The sequence below is a fragment of the Paenibacillus terrigena DSM 21567 genome (assembly GCF_000374845.1).
Lineage (GTDB): Bacteria > Bacillota > Bacilli > Paenibacillales > Paenibacillaceae > Paenibacillus_K > Paenibacillus_K terrigena.
Window position 1 is genome coordinate 749289 of record NZ_KB895412.1, and the last position, 17053, is coordinate 766341.

Sequence of the window (17053 nt, forward strand, 5' to 3'; positions counted from 1 at the left end):
AAAAAGGGATTGGTTTGCCAGGGGAATTGTGGTAAAGTCAGTGGGTTGATGTCGGATTTTACCGAAATCACCAATCGTTCAATAGGGGAAATCTTATGGAGAAATTAACGCAGACATATAGTGTGGCGCTTGTTATTGTATCTTATTTGATTGCGGTCATAGCATCTTACACGGCACTCGATTTAGGGCGGCATGTGAATGATGCGCGCGGGAAAAGCCGCTTGTTCTGGTTGATCGGCGGTGCTTGCTCCATGGGGCTCGGCATCTGGTCAATGCATTTCATTGCTATGCTGGCGATGCATCTGCCAATCGAGGTTCATTATGACGTGATGAAAGTCTTCATCTCGATTATATATGCGATCGTTGCTTCCGGTATTGCCTTATATGTCGTGACAGGTAAGCGGCTTACGATAGGCCGTCTGACGATAGGTTCCTTGTTCATGGGGGCAGGGATTGCGTCGATGCATTATTCGGGAATGGCCGCGATGGACATGCCTGCCACGATCCACTATAACAAATTCTGGTTCGTGGTCTCGATTCTGATGGCGATTCTGGTATCGACTGTTGCCTTGCTAATTACATTCAAGCTGCGCACAGCGCGCAGTAATCTCATGGGCACGCTCATTAAGCTGCTAAGCGGATGTGTCATGGGGGCGGCCGTTGCAGGTATGCACTATACGGGCATGTATGCGACGACCTTTGTCTCGCATCATGACCATATTGATCATTCATCGATGTCGATGAATTTTACGCTTATGGGCTATGTGATCGGTATTGTGACGTTAATCATTCTGAGTGCGACGTTAGTTACGGCGTACCTCGATCAAGTATTGACGGCGAAGACGAGAAAAGTGATGGAGAGCGATGAGCGGTATCGTTCTTTATTTGAACATAATTTAGACGGGGTCATGTCCTTTACGAAGGATGGTGGGTTCGTGAATATGAATCCAAGGGCCACTGTCATAACAGGTGAGCAGAAGATCTCGTTCACTGCGTTCTTATCAATGTGCCGCCCGGAAGATGTAGCGGGTTTGGAACGTTGTTATGAGCGGACTCTTCAAGGTGAAGCACAGAAGTGTCAAGCGGTGATGACGAATCGCCATGGGGACACATTAGACCTGAGCATAACGCCCGTTCCTGTATTTCTCCATGAAGAGATTGCAGGCGTGTTCATGATCGTTCGGGACATCACGAAGCGGAAGCAGACCGAACGCGAGCTGCAGGAATCGGAAGAGAAATTGCGCTCCGTCATTCAATCGGCCACAGATGCGATTATCATATCTGATGATCGCTCCATGATCATCTCGTGGAATAAAGGCGCCGAGACCATGTTCGGGTATCAGGAGCATGAAGTGTTAGGTAAGCCACTATCCACAGTCATTCCAGAAGGATTCGGCTCCGCGCATGAGAGTAGTGTCGAACGATTCGTCCACACGGAGATTCCAAAGGTCACTGGAGCAACGGTTGAATTAGTTGGATTACGGAAGGATGGTACGGAGTTCCCGCTCGAGCTCTCCCTTGCCTCGTGGAAGACGGGGGATCAAATATTCTTTACGAACATTATCCGAGATATCACCGAACGGAAATTAGCGGAACAGAAAATCAACCATATGGTCTATCACGATTCACTAACAGGATTGCCGAACCGTAGATATTTCGAAGAGAAGCTCCAGAAGGCGGTTGCTACGGCAATGGAAGAGCAGCGGGAAGCTTTCGTGATGTTCCTGGATTTAGACGGGTTCAAGCTGGTGAATGATTCGCTCGGACATGACTTCGGCGATTTGCTGCTGAAGGAGGTCGCGGGCCGAATCCTTCAGTGTGTGGAAGGGAATGGCGTCGTATCCAGGCTTGGGGGCGATGAGTTTACGATTATTCTTGAAGATATTACAGAGCAGGAAGCCCTTCACATCGCCGATCAGATCATTCATTTGATCGAAATGCCGATTCTTATCGATGGGCATGAGCTCTATGTCACGACGAGTATCGGAATCTCGCGTTATCCCGATGACGGAGCCGATTCGCGAACGCTTATGAAGCGTGCAGACACGGCGATGTATTCGGCCAAAGAGCAAGGAAAGAACAATTATCGGATCTATGCGCCGGCGATGCAGCTGGTAACCGATCAGAAAATATTCCTTCAGAACGAATTGAATCGTGCGTTAGAGAATAAGGAGCTAATCCTCTACTATCAACCGCAGATTAGTATGAAGGACGGATCGATTGCAGGGATGGAGGCGCTTATCCGTTGGAATCATCCGACGAAAGGCATCATCCCGCCGGATCAATTTATTGCACATGCCGAAGAGACGGGGTTAATCGTTCCCATTGGGGAATGGGTGCTGCGGACCGCTTGCAGACAGAATAAAGAATGGCAGGTTCAAGGGTTCCCGCCGATGCGTGTCGCTGTGAATCTATCCGCCCGTCAGTTCTTGAAGAAGAACCTGGTGCAATTCGTGGAGAATGTTCTTGAAGAAACTGGACTTGCGCCGGATTATTTGGAGCTTGAGATCACGGAAGGTACGATGCTGGATGTTCAGCGTTCAACCGATGCGCTGGAGAAGCTCAAGAAACTGGGCGTCCATATCGCCATTGATGATTTTGGAACCGGGTATAGTTCATTATCTTATCTAACGAATTTCCCATTGGATAAGCTAAAAATTGATCAGTCCTTTATTCGCGATATGCCGACGAACCTGAATAATAAAGCGATCGTCTCGACGATTATTTCGATGGCTCGCCATTTGAATTTACAGGTCATAGCGGAAGGCGTTGAGACGGAGGAGCAGCTGCATTTCTTGCGCGATGAAATTTGTGATGAAGTCCAAGGGTACCTATTCAGCAAGCCTTTGTCAGTTGAGGAAATGGAACAGTATTTCATTAGAAGTATGGTTGAGGTCAGATGAGGCCATGATCCTTGCTCATCATGACAATAGGGAGACCCTCCGAATGCGGAGCGGTCTCCCTTTTCGATTTATGCGATGAAGAATGGCAAGGATTTTAGCCCGAAGATCATCGTGCTATCCGCTCGTTCTAACGTCATACGCTGATCACGTCGGAAATTCGGGAAGCGTTCGAAGAGGATTCGCAGCGCGATTCTAGCTTCCAGTCTGGCTAGCTGCGCACCTAGGCAGAAATGGATGCCGTGCCCGAAGGCCAAGTGTGGATTAGGGCTACGATGAATGTTAAATGTATTCGGTGATTCGAAGACGTCTGGATCATGGTTCGCCGATCCGATCCAGATGTTGATCTGTTGACCCGGGAGCAGTGAATGCCCGCGCAGCTCTGTTGCTTGCTTCACTTTACGGCTCGTGACTTGAACCGGTGAGCAGTAGCGAAGCACCTCTTCGATCGCTTGCGGGAAGAGGGTAGGGTCCGCCATCAGCTGATCCCGCGCGTCTCGTTCACTATCGAAGCAGAGCATCGACGAAGAGATCAAGTTGGTCGTCGTCTCATTTCCTGCCACGAGCAGCAGCACGCAGAATCCAATGATCTCAAGGTCAGTCAGCTGTTCGCCATCGACATGGGTATGAACGAGGCTGCTAATGAGGTCTTGCTGTGGTGCTGTACGCCGATCATTGGCAATGGCGGTGAAATATTCACTCATCTCTTGTTGGCATGCTACGAAGGCCTCGTAGTCGTTTCCGACAAGTGCGATGGACCATTCCCTGAACTGTAACCGATCCGCAGCGGGTATCCCGAGCATTTCGGCGATAACAATCATCGGGAGCGGACTTGCGAAGTCATGGACGACATCCATGCTGCCGCGCTGCTCGATCTGATCGCATAACTCATGGGAGATAGCAGTGATTTTAGGACCTAGAGCTTCGATGACCTGCGGGGTAAAAGCCCGCGAGACGAGCATGCGAAGCTGCCTATGCTTCGGTGGATCAAGGAAGAGAATGCTGGCATCGATCGGCTCTCTTACGGTGTCGTTCAACTGAGAGGAGAAGACTTCATGATTCGTGAACATGGCTTTGATATCCTCATACCGAAATGCATCCCAGTTATTGTACTCCTCGTTGAAGGATACGGGCGTATTCGACCGCATTTGCTCGAACCAAGATAACGGGATTAATTCATTGTTTGCCTTTAACCATTCCATAGTATTCACCAGCGCCTTCTGATCAGAATAGGGGTTTACGTTGTGGTCAGGAATAAGCCTGTCGTCATCGTCGTGTACATAAACTGCTCCAGCTGTTCCCGGGTTAATTCATCCTGATGATTCATGTAATACCTGCATCCACTGTCGATCATGCCAATCAGCGCGGATGCAGCGAGCCTGCAGTTCCCATCACGCATGACACCGGAGCGTTGAGATTGTTCCAGGCTATCGGCGACGAAATAAATGTAATCCAGCCGCATCTTCCGCACTTCCTCCAGTACCTCCGGATCGAGCCCATTGGATAATTCGTTGAATACGATGTGGGCGAAGCCGCTCGACTCTAAGAAAATATCGAGATTATGCTTAATGATCCGCATGATTTGTTCCTCGAGGGGGAGGTCCGCATAGAGATCCGCATGGACACGATCCATTAGTTCCGTCAATCCATCGGCGACGATCGTCTTGAACAATTCGGATTTACTCTTGAAATGATAGTACAGGGTTCCCTTCGCGACATTCGCCCGTAGAGCGATTTCATCCATACTTGCGCGGTGGAACCCGTGTTCAGAGAATACAGCTTCTGCTGCTTGAATAATTTTGATTCTACTCATGGGTTGGTAGCCTCTCTACGTGTCTTGATTAAGTTGAACTGACTAGTCAGTTCAATGATATCTCATTGGAAAATTATAGTCAATCCATCCTGCCAGACGCTAGAAAAATTTTAAAAAAGGAGTATAGTTATGGAGGTACAACAGAGAGAAAGAAGGCGCATCACGTGGCTCACACGAAAGCATCAACAAAAACAATTCTATCGATTGCATTTCTAGTCTTGATCTGGGGGTTATCGTGGTCCATCTATAAAGTAACGCTGCACTATACGCCGCCGATTTTATTCGCAGGGATGCGTTCATTCCTAGGGGGATTGTTACTGACTCTTTTCTTACTGCCGACGTGGAAAAAATTGAAGTGGCGTGAGAACTGGTTCCGGTACGTCATTTCAGGGCTACTAAATGCTGCATTTTTCTACGGGCTGCAGACGGTGGGGCTCATCTACTTGCCGGGTGGTTTATTCTCCGTGCTCGTCTATTTTCAGCCGGTATTGATAGGTCTCTTCGCATGGATGTGGCTGGGTGAGCGGATGACATTCGTCAAAGTCGCAGGGCTTCTGATCGGATTTATCGGGATCTTGGCCGTGAGCTCAGGCAGCTTCACAGGACAAGTCTCCTTCGTGGGCGTAGCCTTGGCTTTATTAGCTGCAATCAGTTGGGCGCTCGGCGTGATCTACGTCAAGAAAGAGAGCGGGAAGGTCGATTCCATGTGGATGGTCGCTTTTCAATTTATGATCGGTGGGGGCCTATTAACGGCGCTCGGTACGGGGGTTGAAAGCTGGTCTAGTATCACATGGAACGGAACCTATCTCATAGGATTGGGGTTCGGCGCGACCCTTGGGATTCCGATCGCTTTTGTAATCTATTTTCATCTGATGAATACGGGAGAGGCGAGCAAGGTCGCATCTTTTACGTTCCTGGTTCCACTCATTGCGGTCCTTACGGGAACGGTGTTCTTGCATGAACCTTTTACCTACTCCTTACTGCTAGGTTTGGTCTTGATTGTCATCAGCATTTATTGTGTGAATTATTCGAGTAAGAAGAAGGAGATTGCGTTACTAGAGTAACGATTGGAGGTCATGGTCACGATGAATTTTATCGAGAAAAAGCTTGCTGAATTGCATCAATACATGCCGGATCAGACGGCACCAGAGGATCTGGATTCATTCTGGGAACGTACCTTACACTTCGCCTCACAGAAACCGTTGAATGATCGCCGGGAGCAGGTAACTTGCCTCTCCCCATATATGACAACATACAAGGTCACTTACGAAGGCTATGATCAGACACCGATTCACGGGTGGTACATCCTGCCGAACTTCGTTGGAGTAGACGCACGGGACCTTCCTTGTGTCGTACATTATCACGGTTATCATGGAAGTAAATCCGTACCCGAGAACTATGCGAACTGGCTGATGATGGGCTTTGCCGTCTTTGCGATAGATGTGCGTGGGCAAGGCGGCGAGACAGGGAACCTGCTGCCGCAGTCGTATGGCATGACCAAAGGATGGATTACACAGGGACTTCTCGCTCCCGAACAGAGCTATTACCAAGCGATTACCGTCGATGCGCTTCAGGCGCTCACATGGGCTAAGCAGCAGCCGGAAGTCGATGCTTCACGCATTGTTGTCGCGGGGGCAAGTCAGGGCGGAGGACTCGCGCTGATCACGTCGGCACTAAGTGATATCCCATGCAAAGTCATCGCAGATATTCCGAACATGTGCCATATGGATTTTGGCATTTTCAATTCTGTCGGTTCGCTGTCAGAGGCGGCATCCTTTGTCATGACTTACCCTGAACATTTGCAGGAAGTCATGCGGACGCTCAGTTATTTCGACATTCTCAATCTGACGGATCGTCTCACGAAGCCGATCTTCATGTCGGTTGGATTGAAAGATCCGATCTGCCAGCCCGAGACCGTCTTCGCGGTCTATAACCGAATAACATCGCCGAAGGAAATGCATGTCTATCCATTTAACGGTCATCATACGAGCGGCGATCATTTCGGCAAAATCATTCGTTTCTTACGCGGTTAATCATCTCTTGCACTTCTTTATGCGAAAGCTTGCTGATTCCCTCCAAGGGGAATCCCAGCAGGCTTTTTTTATGGCGGCGATGCATCCATTGAGATCCTCAAATGATATAAAGGGATTTCGATGGTATCGAATCATGTGCTCTAGAGTACCGAACACAGCAAGAAATCAATTATGAAACGAGGATCATAGGGGCATTGGAGCATGTAAGCGTGGCCGACAGCAGAGCTAGAATGGGAGCGGGATGAAGGGGTAACGCAGCGTGATTCTAGTTACTCCTCATGTGGAGCTCTCTAACGAACCATAATGTTCTTATATCAGCGAAAATGAAGCTAAATCAAATCTAACGAACTCAATAAGCGCTATTCAGTTTTCCAAGGACGAAATAATCCCTTTTTGCAAGGAATAACGCTTCTGAGATTCGTTAGAATGATAGATCACGCGATTTATACCTAATAAGACTTGTACGGTTCGTTAACCCTAGCTCAGATGTTAAGAATCACTCCGATGCATTCCGCGTCATCGTCACCAGCCCCCACAGTCGTTATTTATGCTCTTTAGTGTCCCCTTCAGATCGGATAAAGAAATAGATAAAAATTGCCCTAATACACCATAAAATATGGATATTGTGTGTAGAAGGTTCTTTTCTATAATAACAATTGTAAACGCTTTCTAATTATCTGTTGAGAGGGGATCAACAATGAAGAAGAACATGATGCGATTGTTGTCTATCATGATGGCGGCATTTCTATTCACGACATTTACAGCGGGATCGGCAGCGACAGCAGCGGCGACTAAGCCAGCGGAACAGAAGAATGAGGGAGTGACCTTCTACCTCGTACGTCACGGGGAGACGCTGTTCAATGTCCAAGGCAAGATGCAAGGATGGTCGGATGCGCCATTAACCGAGGAAGGGATCCATGTCGCAGAGAATTTAAGCAGAGGTTTGAAGGATATTCCATTCGTAGCAGCATACAGTAGCACAAGCGAACGCGCGATGGATACGGCGAACATTGCGCTGAAGGGTAGAGGTATTCCGCTCACGACGGATAAGCGTTTGAAGGAGTTTAACTACGGCGAGTGGGAAGGCGCGAAGGGTGAAGACATCCTGAAGAAGCATCCGGATATGTTAACGAACCCGAACGTATTCAAGCAAGCGGGCGGTGAGAGCACACAGGAAGTGATTGACCGGATGACGGCAGCGCTCACAGACATTGCGGAGAAGCATAAGTCGACAGGCGGCAATGTGATGGTCGTAGCGCATGGCATGGCGACGGTGAATCTCCTTCTCGCGTTAGATAAGAATGCATGGGGTATGAAGGCGCTGCCGAATTCCAGCGTGACGACGATTCAGTGGAAAGACGGCAAGTTTAAAGTGCTCAAGGTGGGCGACATGAGCTATGCCGAGAAGGGCGAGAAGAAGCTTCGGTTCTATTTCGTACGACATGGCGAGACCCTTTTTAATGTGCAAGGCTTGATGCAAGGGTGGTCCGATTCTCCGCTTACGAAGGAAGGCATTGAAGTTGCGAAATATTTGGGCAAAGGTCTGGAGAACGTTCCGTTCTTAGCCGCTTATAGCAGCACGAGCGAACGCGCCGTCGATACAGGCATGTTAGCCCTTGACGGACGGGATCTTCCGCTGCAGCTCGATAAACGCCTCAAAGAATTTAATTATGGTGAATGGGAAGGCATGAAGGGGGAGGACATCTTCAAGGCCAACCCGGATATGCTCACGAACCCGAACATCTACAAGAAAGCGGGAGGTGAGAGCACGCAAGAGGTTGTGGATCGGTTCAAGGATTTCCTGAGCAGTGTTGCGGCGAAATACAAAGATGCGAATGGCAATATTATGGTCGTAACCCATGGGATGTCCACCGTGAGCCTCGTCAATGCACTCGATCCAAAAGCTTGGGGCATGAAGGCTTTGCCGAACTCCAGCTTGACTATCATTGAGTATGAGAATGGTGAGTTCAAAGTAGGCAAAGTTGGCGATCAAAGTTATGTCGAGAACGGGAAGAAAGTACTAGGACACGAATAGCAGGATGAAGAGGACAGGTCATTTGACCTGTCCTCTTTGCTAAGTCATACTAGGAATACTAGTTATTCGTAGATGACGAGAGAAGCTATGAGGTGATCCGTATGGATTATATTTATGAGAGCATCCCGTTGGATGCGAAATTAAAGATCAATATTTTTCTGCATCGTGCGAAATATGTCCATGATCATTGGCACGATAGCCTCGAGCTGTTCTTCGTGTTGAAGGGTAATGTCGATATGTACATTCAGCGCAAGAAATATACACTTCATGAAGAAGATATGATCCTCATTAACAGCAATGAGATTCATTCGATCATTGCCGATGAAGATAACCTGCTGCTTGTGCTGCAGATTCCGCTTTCTTTCTTAAGCGATCATTTCGGACAGGCGGAATCGTTATCGTTCCATCTGAAATCGTTCATGTATGCGCCGGATGAGCAAGAGCGATTCAATGAGGTACGGATGCTTCTCGCCGAAATGATGTGGGTCTACAATAAGGAAAGCTACGGTTACGAGCTTAAGATGAAATCGCTGTTATTCCAGCTCCTCTATTTGCTCATATGGAAATTCAAAGAGGGAGAGAGCGAAGACAGCGCGAGGATTAGTCCGAAGCACATGGAACGAATGCTTCGCATTGCGAATTATATTCAAGTGAATTACATGAAACCTTTGAATTTGAACGAGCTCGCTGCGCACGAATATCTGTCTGTGCCCTATCTGTCGAATTTTTTTCAGAAGCATATGGGTCAGTCGTTCACGAAATATGTGAATCAGATTCGTCTCAACCATGCGGTGAAGGATATCGCTTATACCGATTATTCGATTACGCAGATTGCGATGGATCATGGGTTCCCGAATCTGAAGTCTTTTCACAAAGCCTTCAAGGATGTCTACAATATAACACCGAACCAGTATCGGAAAGAGCTGCAGGACGAGCATCATATGGAACGGAAAGTGACCACAGGCCAGAAAATCTCTTCCTATTTGGAGTTTGATCGCGACAATGCTTATGGGGCGTTGTTCAAATATTTGCCGGATCGTAATCGGGATCGGGTCGATCGGACATCGGACAAGGGTGTTGTTACACGGGAAATTCAACTCCAGCTAACCGGAAGCCCTAAACTGATGAAGCCCTACTGGCAGAAAATCTGCACGATCGGCAAAGCGAAGGAAGGGCTCTATTACGAGGTGCAGCAGCATCTACAGTCGATTCAGTCGATGATGAAGTTCGAATATATTCGATTCCATGGCATCTTCGATGATGAAATGATGGTATACCGTGAAGATCAGGATGGGAATCCGTTGTATAATTTTTTCTATGTGGATCAATTATTCGATTTCCTCCAGAGCCTCGGGCTCAAGCCTTATATCGAGTTCGGATTTATGCCAGCGGATCTGGCGAGTGGCGATCAGAGTATCTTCTATAAGAAGAGTAACGTGAGCAAACCAAAGGATTTGGACAAATGGTCAGAGCTTATCAGGCAATTTATGATGCATTGTGAGCATCGGTACGGACTTGAGACGCTTCGCACTTGGAAATATACATGCTGGAACGAGCCGGATCTCTACCTGTTCTGGACGGACACGGTGGAAGATTATTATGCGATGTATGAAGCGACCTACCGTACGGTTAAGTCGATCTGCCCGGACTTGAAGTTCGGGGGTCCTGAGATCATCTCGGATACGATCTACCAAGAGGATTGGCTAACATCGTATTGGGCCTTCTGTCGGAGCTATGATTGCATGCCGGACTTTTTTTCCTTCCATAGTTACCCGACAGGTGTTCAAGGAGAGAGTGGGGAAATCAAGTGGTTCCAAGCCAGCAGGGCGAATGACTATCTAGCCGAGACGCTGGCTGTCTTGAAGAAGAAGCTTCGACAGGAGAAGATCAAGATGCCCGAGATCTATATTACCGAATGGAATGCAACAGGGGATCATCGGGATCTGACGAACGATACTGTCTTCAAAGCGGCTTATATCGCGAAGAATATTGTCGAGAACATGGAGGATATAACAGGGCTTGCGTATTGGACCCTTACGGATCATCTGGAAGAGCTGCCGCCCCCACGTGAGACCTTTCATGGGGGACTTGGGCTGATCACGAATAACGGGATCAAGAAACCGGGGTATTATACTTATCACATGCTAAGCCAGCTGGGAGACCAGCTTCGGGATCGCGGCAGAGGGTACTGCCTGACCCAGCGGGGGGATTGCTACCAATTGTTGATGTATCATTACTGCCATTACGACAAGCTCTATGAGATGCAGGATTCGCTTGGGATCGAATCACTGAACCGGTATCATGTCTTCCAAGATATGAACGACCTGGAGATGAGCTTCACTTGTGAAGGGATCCCAGCGGGGACCTATGAACTTCGCAGCATACATGTCAATCGTGAACATGGAAGCGCTTATGATACGTGGCTTACCATGGGGGCGCCAGCGGAACTGTCGCGGGGTATGGTCGATTATTTGAACCAGAAGGCCGTGCCTTTGCAAGAATATAAGATCATTGAACTAGACGGCACTACTGCGACATTCAAGTATACATTGAGTCCACATGAGGTTCGATTCTATGAACTGAGGCCGTTGCGACATTTTTAAGAAGGTCTCGATAGAGGTTTTCTCAATGAAAAAGGAAAGACATTTTCGATGGGGTTCGAAGGTGTCTTTTTTGTTGTTTGATGAGAGCGGTTCCATATGGCTCCGGATAAGCAGAAAAATTGACATGGTTTAGATCGGAAAGTTGACTGAGGTGGAATTCTATATAATTCGAATTGTAAGGGATTACATGGAGGAGTGACCAACCATACAGCACGAGCGGATACACAAATTGATCGTTGGGGGGATCTTCATGAAGCCAGAAGTTTCATGGAAAGAGCGTAAAGAGGCTGCCAGTCGCCGAAATAACTGCAAAAATGAAGCTAATATGCTCGAAGAGGCTGTCCGGCGCCGAAATAACTGCAAAAATGCAGCTAATATACCCGAAGAGGCTGCCAGTCGCCGAAATAACTGCAAAAATGCAGCTAATGTGCTCGAAGAGGCTGTCCGGCGCCGAAATACGTTTTTTTAGAGAGTATACAGACATATATGATATTTCCTATTTACGGAAATAGAGGGATTCGATAGAATGATACCAGTATTTTCAATTCTATATTCGCAGTTAAGGGAGGAATTCGCATTGATCACAACAACGCTATCCATCCATGAAGGCAGAACCGATGCTGCACCGGACGCGGTAGGTCTTGATGCAGCACGGCTGCAGCTGCTTGATGAGCATTTCCGTGGGCTTATTGAAGCGGGTCGCATTCAAGGGGCAAGTTACTTGGTTGCCCGTGACGGCCAAATTGTCGTTCATCGTTCCCAAGGTCATCTGACATATGAAGAGAACAGTCCAGCACTTCTACCGAATTCGATTCGTAAAGTTTATTCAATCACGAAAGTGTTTACCGCCATTGCCATCGCACAATTAGCAGAAGAAGGGAAGCTCTTCTACCAACAGAGTGTGAGCGAATGGATCCCTGAGCTGAATACGGATCAGCATCGCGGCATTACGATTTGGCATCTGTTAACCCATACATCAGGTCTTATGGGCGATCCTGGCGTCCAGACAGAGCCTTACACGCTTCCTTGGTACGAGTGGTGGCTGCATGAGAAGAAGTCTAGTGCAGATGCATGGACGCTCGAAGAAGGGATAAAGACGATTGTCAGCGGGCGGATGTATTGTAAACCCGGTGAACAATGGAATTATTGTACGGCAGGGTTTGCGCTGCTCGGTCTGGTTATCGAACGTGCGTCAGGCATGTCTTATGAGCAGTATGTTCGCGAACGGATTACGGAGCCTCTAGGGATGGAACGTACATTCCTGCGTGTTCCGGAACATTTGCGAGCAGAGACGTGTATTGTGAATCCTTGGCAAGAAAAAGAAGTGCAAGATTCCTTTGACCGGACAGGGATTCCAGCAGCGGCTGGTAATGGTCTATTCTCAACCCTTGAGGATCTGTGGAAGCTTGGACAAGCCATGTTAGATGATGGGCAACTTCATGGACAACGTATTCTTGGACGCAAAACAGTACGGATGATGGTCTCGAATCAGCTTAATAACGTTCCATCGACGTGCTGGGGCGATAAAAATCCTAATTTTCAGATGGGGCTCGGCTGGAGTCTGAGTCATCAAGATATTTGCTCACCAGGAACGTATGCACATGAGGGTGCAGGACATTGCGGTCTATTCATTGATCCTATTGAACGGCTCGTCTATGCATTTATGGTACCTAGCCAAACGGGTTGGGTGCCGCAAGCCATCATTAATCCGCGAGCGATTATTTGGTCAGCACTGCTATAGTGAGCGACGATAAACCTGAAATGGAAGAAAGAAAGGACGGGGAAACGATATGAGCCTTGGTATACATCATGGACTGACCGATATTTCACCTTCGGAAGCAGGGTACCGAGAGAGTACCTTGCAACAGCTCGACACATTCTTAATGGGATTAATTAATGAAGGGAAGCTGCAATGCGCTTCCTATATGCTCGCGCGCGGCGGACAGACTTTCGCGGTACGTGCGCTAGGCGCGCTTCGGCACACAGACCCTGCAAGTGAATTGCAGCCGCAGTCGATCCGGAAGATTGCTTCGGTCACGAAGTGGTTCACGCTCGTCTCGATCATGCGGTTAATGGAAGAAGGGAAGCTATATCTAACACAGCCTGTGAAGGATTGGTACCCAGAATTTGATCATCGCCATTATGAACGGATTACGATTACACATTTATTAACACATACATCGGGGCTCGCACCGGACCCGGGTTATTTCACCGAGCCCTATCCGTCTGGTCCTTGGGATATTGAATTTGCATTTGGCGATGATTCGGATGCTTCGAAGCCAGAACGTACAGAAGCGGAGGACATTGCTTATCGCAGGTCTAGGTGGATCAAGTCTGTACTAGCAGGACCACTGGTCTGTCAGCCAGGGGAGAGTTGGAACTATTCCTCGACCGGCTTTTCGATCTTGGGGGATATCATTAGCCAGATCACGGGGATGTCCTACAACGATTATGTGCGTCAGACGATTCTGGAGCCGCTCGGGATGCATCGGACGTTTTTCGAAGTGCCTGTGGAGCTTCATCATGAAGTATGCACGGTTGACGACTGGGATTTAAATCGATTAACAAGGACAGAGAATAGGGGCTGGTCACCGCCTCGGGCAGGTGGTGGGTTGTATTCGACCCTTGCAGATATGAATCGCTTCGGACAGATGATGCTGAACCAAGGAACCTATCAAGGAGCGCGTATTCTTAGCCGAAGGTCCGTAGAACGTCTCGCACAGAATCAATTTCCGGCAGGTATTCCAGCCTTCAATTGGGGGGACCGGTTGAAGGATATGCCCTATGGACTTAGCAGCCAGCTAGGACGTGTGTTCGATCCGTTCAAGTCTGGGACGTTCTATCATGAAGGGGCAGGGCGCTGTGCACTAATGGTCGATGCAGAGGAAGATTTCGTCGTCTCGTTCTTCGTACCGACAGCGAATGGCTGGGTTCCCGAATCGATTGTTAGCATTAAAAATATGATCTGGTCGGGATTGCAATAATGCAATCCTTACGGTTCGTACGTGCGGTAGCCTTCGCGACGTACAAAGAATGGGCGGCTTACCGCTCGCATATGGCAGTTTCAATCTTCATCGGTCCTGTGTACTTTCTAGTACAGTATTTCATCTGGCATGCGGTTTATGCATCACAAGATATATTGAACGGATTTACACTGTCAGAAATGTTGACATATTACGGTGTCATGTCTGTTATTACCTATTTGACGTTCGATTTCGCCGATTGGAATCTACAGATGCTCATCCGTACAGGGAAATATGTCACGTTTATTTTACGTCCAGTCTCTCATGTAGGGTTCGCATTGGCTCAGAAGGTTGGTCATCGCACGCTCGGGTTCTGGATGGAATTCATTCCAGTTTTTCTGATTTATCTCTTTATTTTCAAAATCAAGCTGCTGCCTCCGCAGCCGTTCTGGGCAGTGCTCTCCATTATTTTAGGTTTCTTGATGACGTTTTTCGTCAATTACTCCATTGGATTAACCGCCTTCTGGCTGACGAATGCGGAAGGAGTCAGGCGTGTATTCTTACTGATGCGTGACATTACCGCAGGTGTATTCGTGCCGCTTTCCTTTTTTCCAGACGGATTGCAGAATGTTCTCTTTTACTTGCCATTCCAGTTCATGCAGTATGTCCCTGTACGCGTCTATATTGGCAGCTATGAGCTTGCTGGGATCACGATGTCGATTCCGCAGGTTGTCGGGTTGCAGGCGATCGCAGTGCTCTGCATGTGGGGTGTATGTCAGCTCCTGGTTCACCTGGGTGCCCGGAAATTTACGGGGGTGGGGGTATGAAGTCATTGCTCGCTTGTTATAGGGCGGTAATCAAGACGAAGCTGGCAGAACGGATGGCTTATCGAACGGATTTTGCCATTAGCGTGCTGCTTATGCTCTTAGGTGATTTTATGATCCCATTGGTCACTCTGCTTGTCTATCGATCAGGAGCAAGCTTTCCGGGATGGACACTACAGGAGGCGCTGCTTATTCAGGCCGTGTTTACACTCGCCAAGGGGGTCGCATTTCCATTTTTCTTTGGAATTGTATCGACGACGCTCTATCATGTCCGTGAAGGTTCGTTCGATGTCTTCCTGCTGAAGCCGCGGCCAATTCTATTTCTTACGATGATGAATGCTTTTGATTTGGACGATTTCGGTCGTCTAATTAGCGGTGGTGTATTATTTGGTCTCGCTTTGTCAGGGGTGCCTGCACCTAGTGCATTGCATTGGATTCAGTTCGCTGTCCTGTTCCTCTGCTCACTGCTTGTCTTATTTGCGTTCTCGTTGTTCTTGTCGGGACTACTGTTCAAATGGGTAGGCAGCAGTCGTGTTTATGATATGTTCGATTCCATGTCGATGTTTGGAATGTATCCGGGAACGATCTTCTCGAAAGTGTTCCAGCAACTCTTCACGTATGTCATTCCGATTGCCATGATAGGTTTCCTGCCAGCGTCTGCGCTGCTCGGAAAAGGTGCGGATGGGGCGTGGCTATCGATGGGGATGAGCATTGTTTTCTGTGGAGCAGGTCTTATGTTCTGGCATGGTATGCTTCGCAATTATACGAGCGCAGGGGGGTGACACGAAATGATTGAAGTCCACAATTTATATAAGACCTATACAACGTATACCCGTGGGTCGTCGTTTAAGGAAACGCTGCGCAGTCTATTTGAGCGGGAGACCGTCCTCGTACCTGCAGTCAAAGGGCTAACCTTCAAGGTAGAACCTGGAGAGATCGTTGGCTTTCTCGGACCGAATGGTGCGGGGAAATCGACGACACTGAAGATGCTCACGGGGGTCCTGCACCCTACCTCAGGGGATGTCCGTATCTTAGGGTGCACACCGTGGAAACAACGCAAGCGATATGTGCGCAACATTGGAGCGGTATTCGGGCAGAAGTCCCAATTGTTATGGGATATCCCCCCACTTGACGCGTTCTATATGAACAAAGCCATTTATGCGATCGAGGATGCCGAATTTGAAGAAACACTGCACAGACTTTCCAGGCTGCTTGAGGTCGAGGAGATTATGCGGAAGCCGACAAGGCAGCTGTCGCTCGGAGAACGAATGAAATGTGAGTTCATTATGGCGATGTTGCATCGCCCATCCGTGGTGTTCCTCGACGAGCCTACGATCGGGCTGGATGTCATCGCGAAGGAGAAAATTCGCAGCTTTATTCAGGAGATGAATGAGCAAGGCGTTACGTTTATTTTAACCACACATGATCTAGAGGATATTGAACAGCTTGCACGTCGTGTTATCGTCATTAATGATGGCGAAATCGTGTTTGATGATTCGATCATGGCGCTGCGCAATTTTCTCGGCGCGAAGAAGAAAGTTCGGATCGTCACCGAGCAGCCTGCGGATTGGTATGGGATTGAGGGTGTTACCGTGCTTAAGCTGCATTCAGCCAAAGATGCGGAGCTGGAGCTCGACACGGATTGTCTACCGCTCAAGCGGTTCATTCAGCTGATGAATGAGCGCTGCACGCTGCAAGATATGACGATCGATGCGCTGCCGATTGAACAGGTGATCAAGGAGTTGTATGGGCATAAAGAACGGATCGAAAAGGTCAGTGTTTTAACGGAATAAGAATTGTAATGAATATCTCTCTAACACACAAGATGTAGATGTTGAAGTTGATTTGTAGGAATGACGATCACGTGGAGGAGTCTTACTTC

At 48.3% G+C, this 17053-nt stretch carries 13 protein-coding genes; 11 read left to right on the top strand and 2 right to left on the bottom strand.

The genetic code is table 11. The features are described 5' to 3' along the window. Positions 1 to 95 precede the first annotated feature (95 nt). Positions 96 to 2903: a bifunctional diguanylate cyclase/phosphodiesterase gene (locus C558_RS32350; RefSeq protein WP_018754827.1), complete on the top strand. Its 2808-nt coding sequence runs from the start codon at positions 96 to 98 to the stop codon at positions 2901 to 2903. Positions 2904 to 2971: 68 nt separating this feature from the next. Here the strand turns inward: C558_RS32350 and C558_RS0103425 are convergent, their stop codons facing one another. Next, the gene (locus C558_RS0103425) at positions 2972 to 4102 is read right to left on the bottom strand and encodes a cytochrome P450 (protein ID WP_018754828.1); all 1131 of its coding nucleotides are present in this window, start codon (positions 4100 to 4102) and stop codon (positions 2972 to 2974) included. Positions 4103 to 4137: 35 nt separating this feature from the next. After that, positions 4138 to 4713, bottom strand: coding sequence for a TetR/AcrR family transcriptional regulator (locus C558_RS0103430; RefSeq protein ID WP_018754829.1), 576 nt, complete (start codon positions 4711 to 4713; stop codon positions 4138 to 4140). A gap of 164 nt (positions 4714 to 4877) precedes the next feature. On the opposite strand from C558_RS0103430, the gene C558_RS0103435 reads away from it, so the two are divergent. The 10 genes from C558_RS0103435 to C558_RS0103480 all read left to right on the top strand — a co-directional run bounded on the left by C558_RS0103435 (position 4878) and on the right by C558_RS0103480 (position 16964). Beyond that, a complete protein-coding gene (locus C558_RS0103435) occupies positions 4878 to 5777 on the top strand; it encodes a DMT family transporter (protein ID WP_018754830.1) in 900 nt (299 codons plus the stop codon). Positions 5778 to 5798: 21 nt separating this feature from the next. After that, a complete protein-coding gene (locus tag C558_RS0103440; protein ID WP_018754831.1) occupies positions 5799 to 6746 on the top strand; it encodes an acetylxylan esterase in 948 nt (315 codons plus the stop codon). A gap of 697 nt (positions 6747 to 7443) precedes the next feature. Continuing rightward, the gene (locus tag C558_RS32355) at positions 7444 to 8781 is read left to right on the top strand and encodes a histidine phosphatase family protein (RefSeq protein WP_018754832.1); all 1338 of its coding nucleotides are present in this window, start codon (positions 7444 to 7446) and stop codon (positions 8779 to 8781) included. Between the two features lie 101 nt (positions 8782 to 8882). Next, on the top strand, positions 8883 to 11384 hold the full coding sequence (locus C558_RS0103450) for a GH39 family glycosyl hydrolase (protein WP_018754833.1): 2502 nt from the start codon (positions 8883 to 8885) through the stop codon (positions 11382 to 11384). A gap of 250 nt (positions 11385 to 11634) precedes the next feature. Beyond that, the gene (locus C558_RS0103455; RefSeq protein WP_018754834.1) at positions 11635 to 11853 is read left to right on the top strand and encodes a hypothetical protein; all 219 of its coding nucleotides are present in this window, start codon (positions 11635 to 11637) and stop codon (positions 11851 to 11853) included. 108 nt (positions 11854 to 11961) lie between these two features. Further along, positions 11962 to 13125 (top strand): serine hydrolase domain-containing protein, encoded by a 1164-nt coding sequence (locus tag C558_RS0103460; RefSeq protein ID WP_018754835.1) that lies wholly within the window; start codon positions 11962 to 11964, stop codon positions 13123 to 13125. A 49-nt stretch (positions 13126 to 13174) separates the two neighbouring features. Beyond that, positions 13175 to 14368 carry a serine hydrolase domain-containing protein gene (locus C558_RS0103465; RefSeq protein WP_018754836.1) on the top strand — a complete coding sequence of 398 codons (1194 nt, stop codon included), beginning with the start codon at positions 13175 to 13177 and terminating at the stop codon, positions 14366 to 14368. Further along, positions 14368 to 15174, top strand: a complete 807-nt coding sequence (locus C558_RS0103470) for an ABC transporter permease (protein WP_018754837.1) — start codon at positions 14368 to 14370, stop codon at positions 15172 to 15174. Before C558_RS0103465 ends, C558_RS0103470 begins: the two co-directional genes overlap by 1 nt. After that, positions 15171 to 15953, top strand: a complete 783-nt coding sequence (locus tag C558_RS0103475; protein ID WP_018754838.1) for an ABC transporter permease — start codon at positions 15171 to 15173, stop codon at positions 15951 to 15953. Before C558_RS0103470 ends, C558_RS0103475 begins: the two co-directional genes overlap by 4 nt. A gap of 6 nt (positions 15954 to 15959) precedes the next feature. Then, positions 15960 to 16964 (top strand): ABC transporter ATP-binding protein, encoded by a 1005-nt coding sequence (locus C558_RS0103480; RefSeq protein ID WP_018754839.1) that lies wholly within the window; start codon positions 15960 to 15962, stop codon positions 16962 to 16964. The last annotated feature ends 89 nt before the right edge of the window (positions 16965 to 17053 follow it).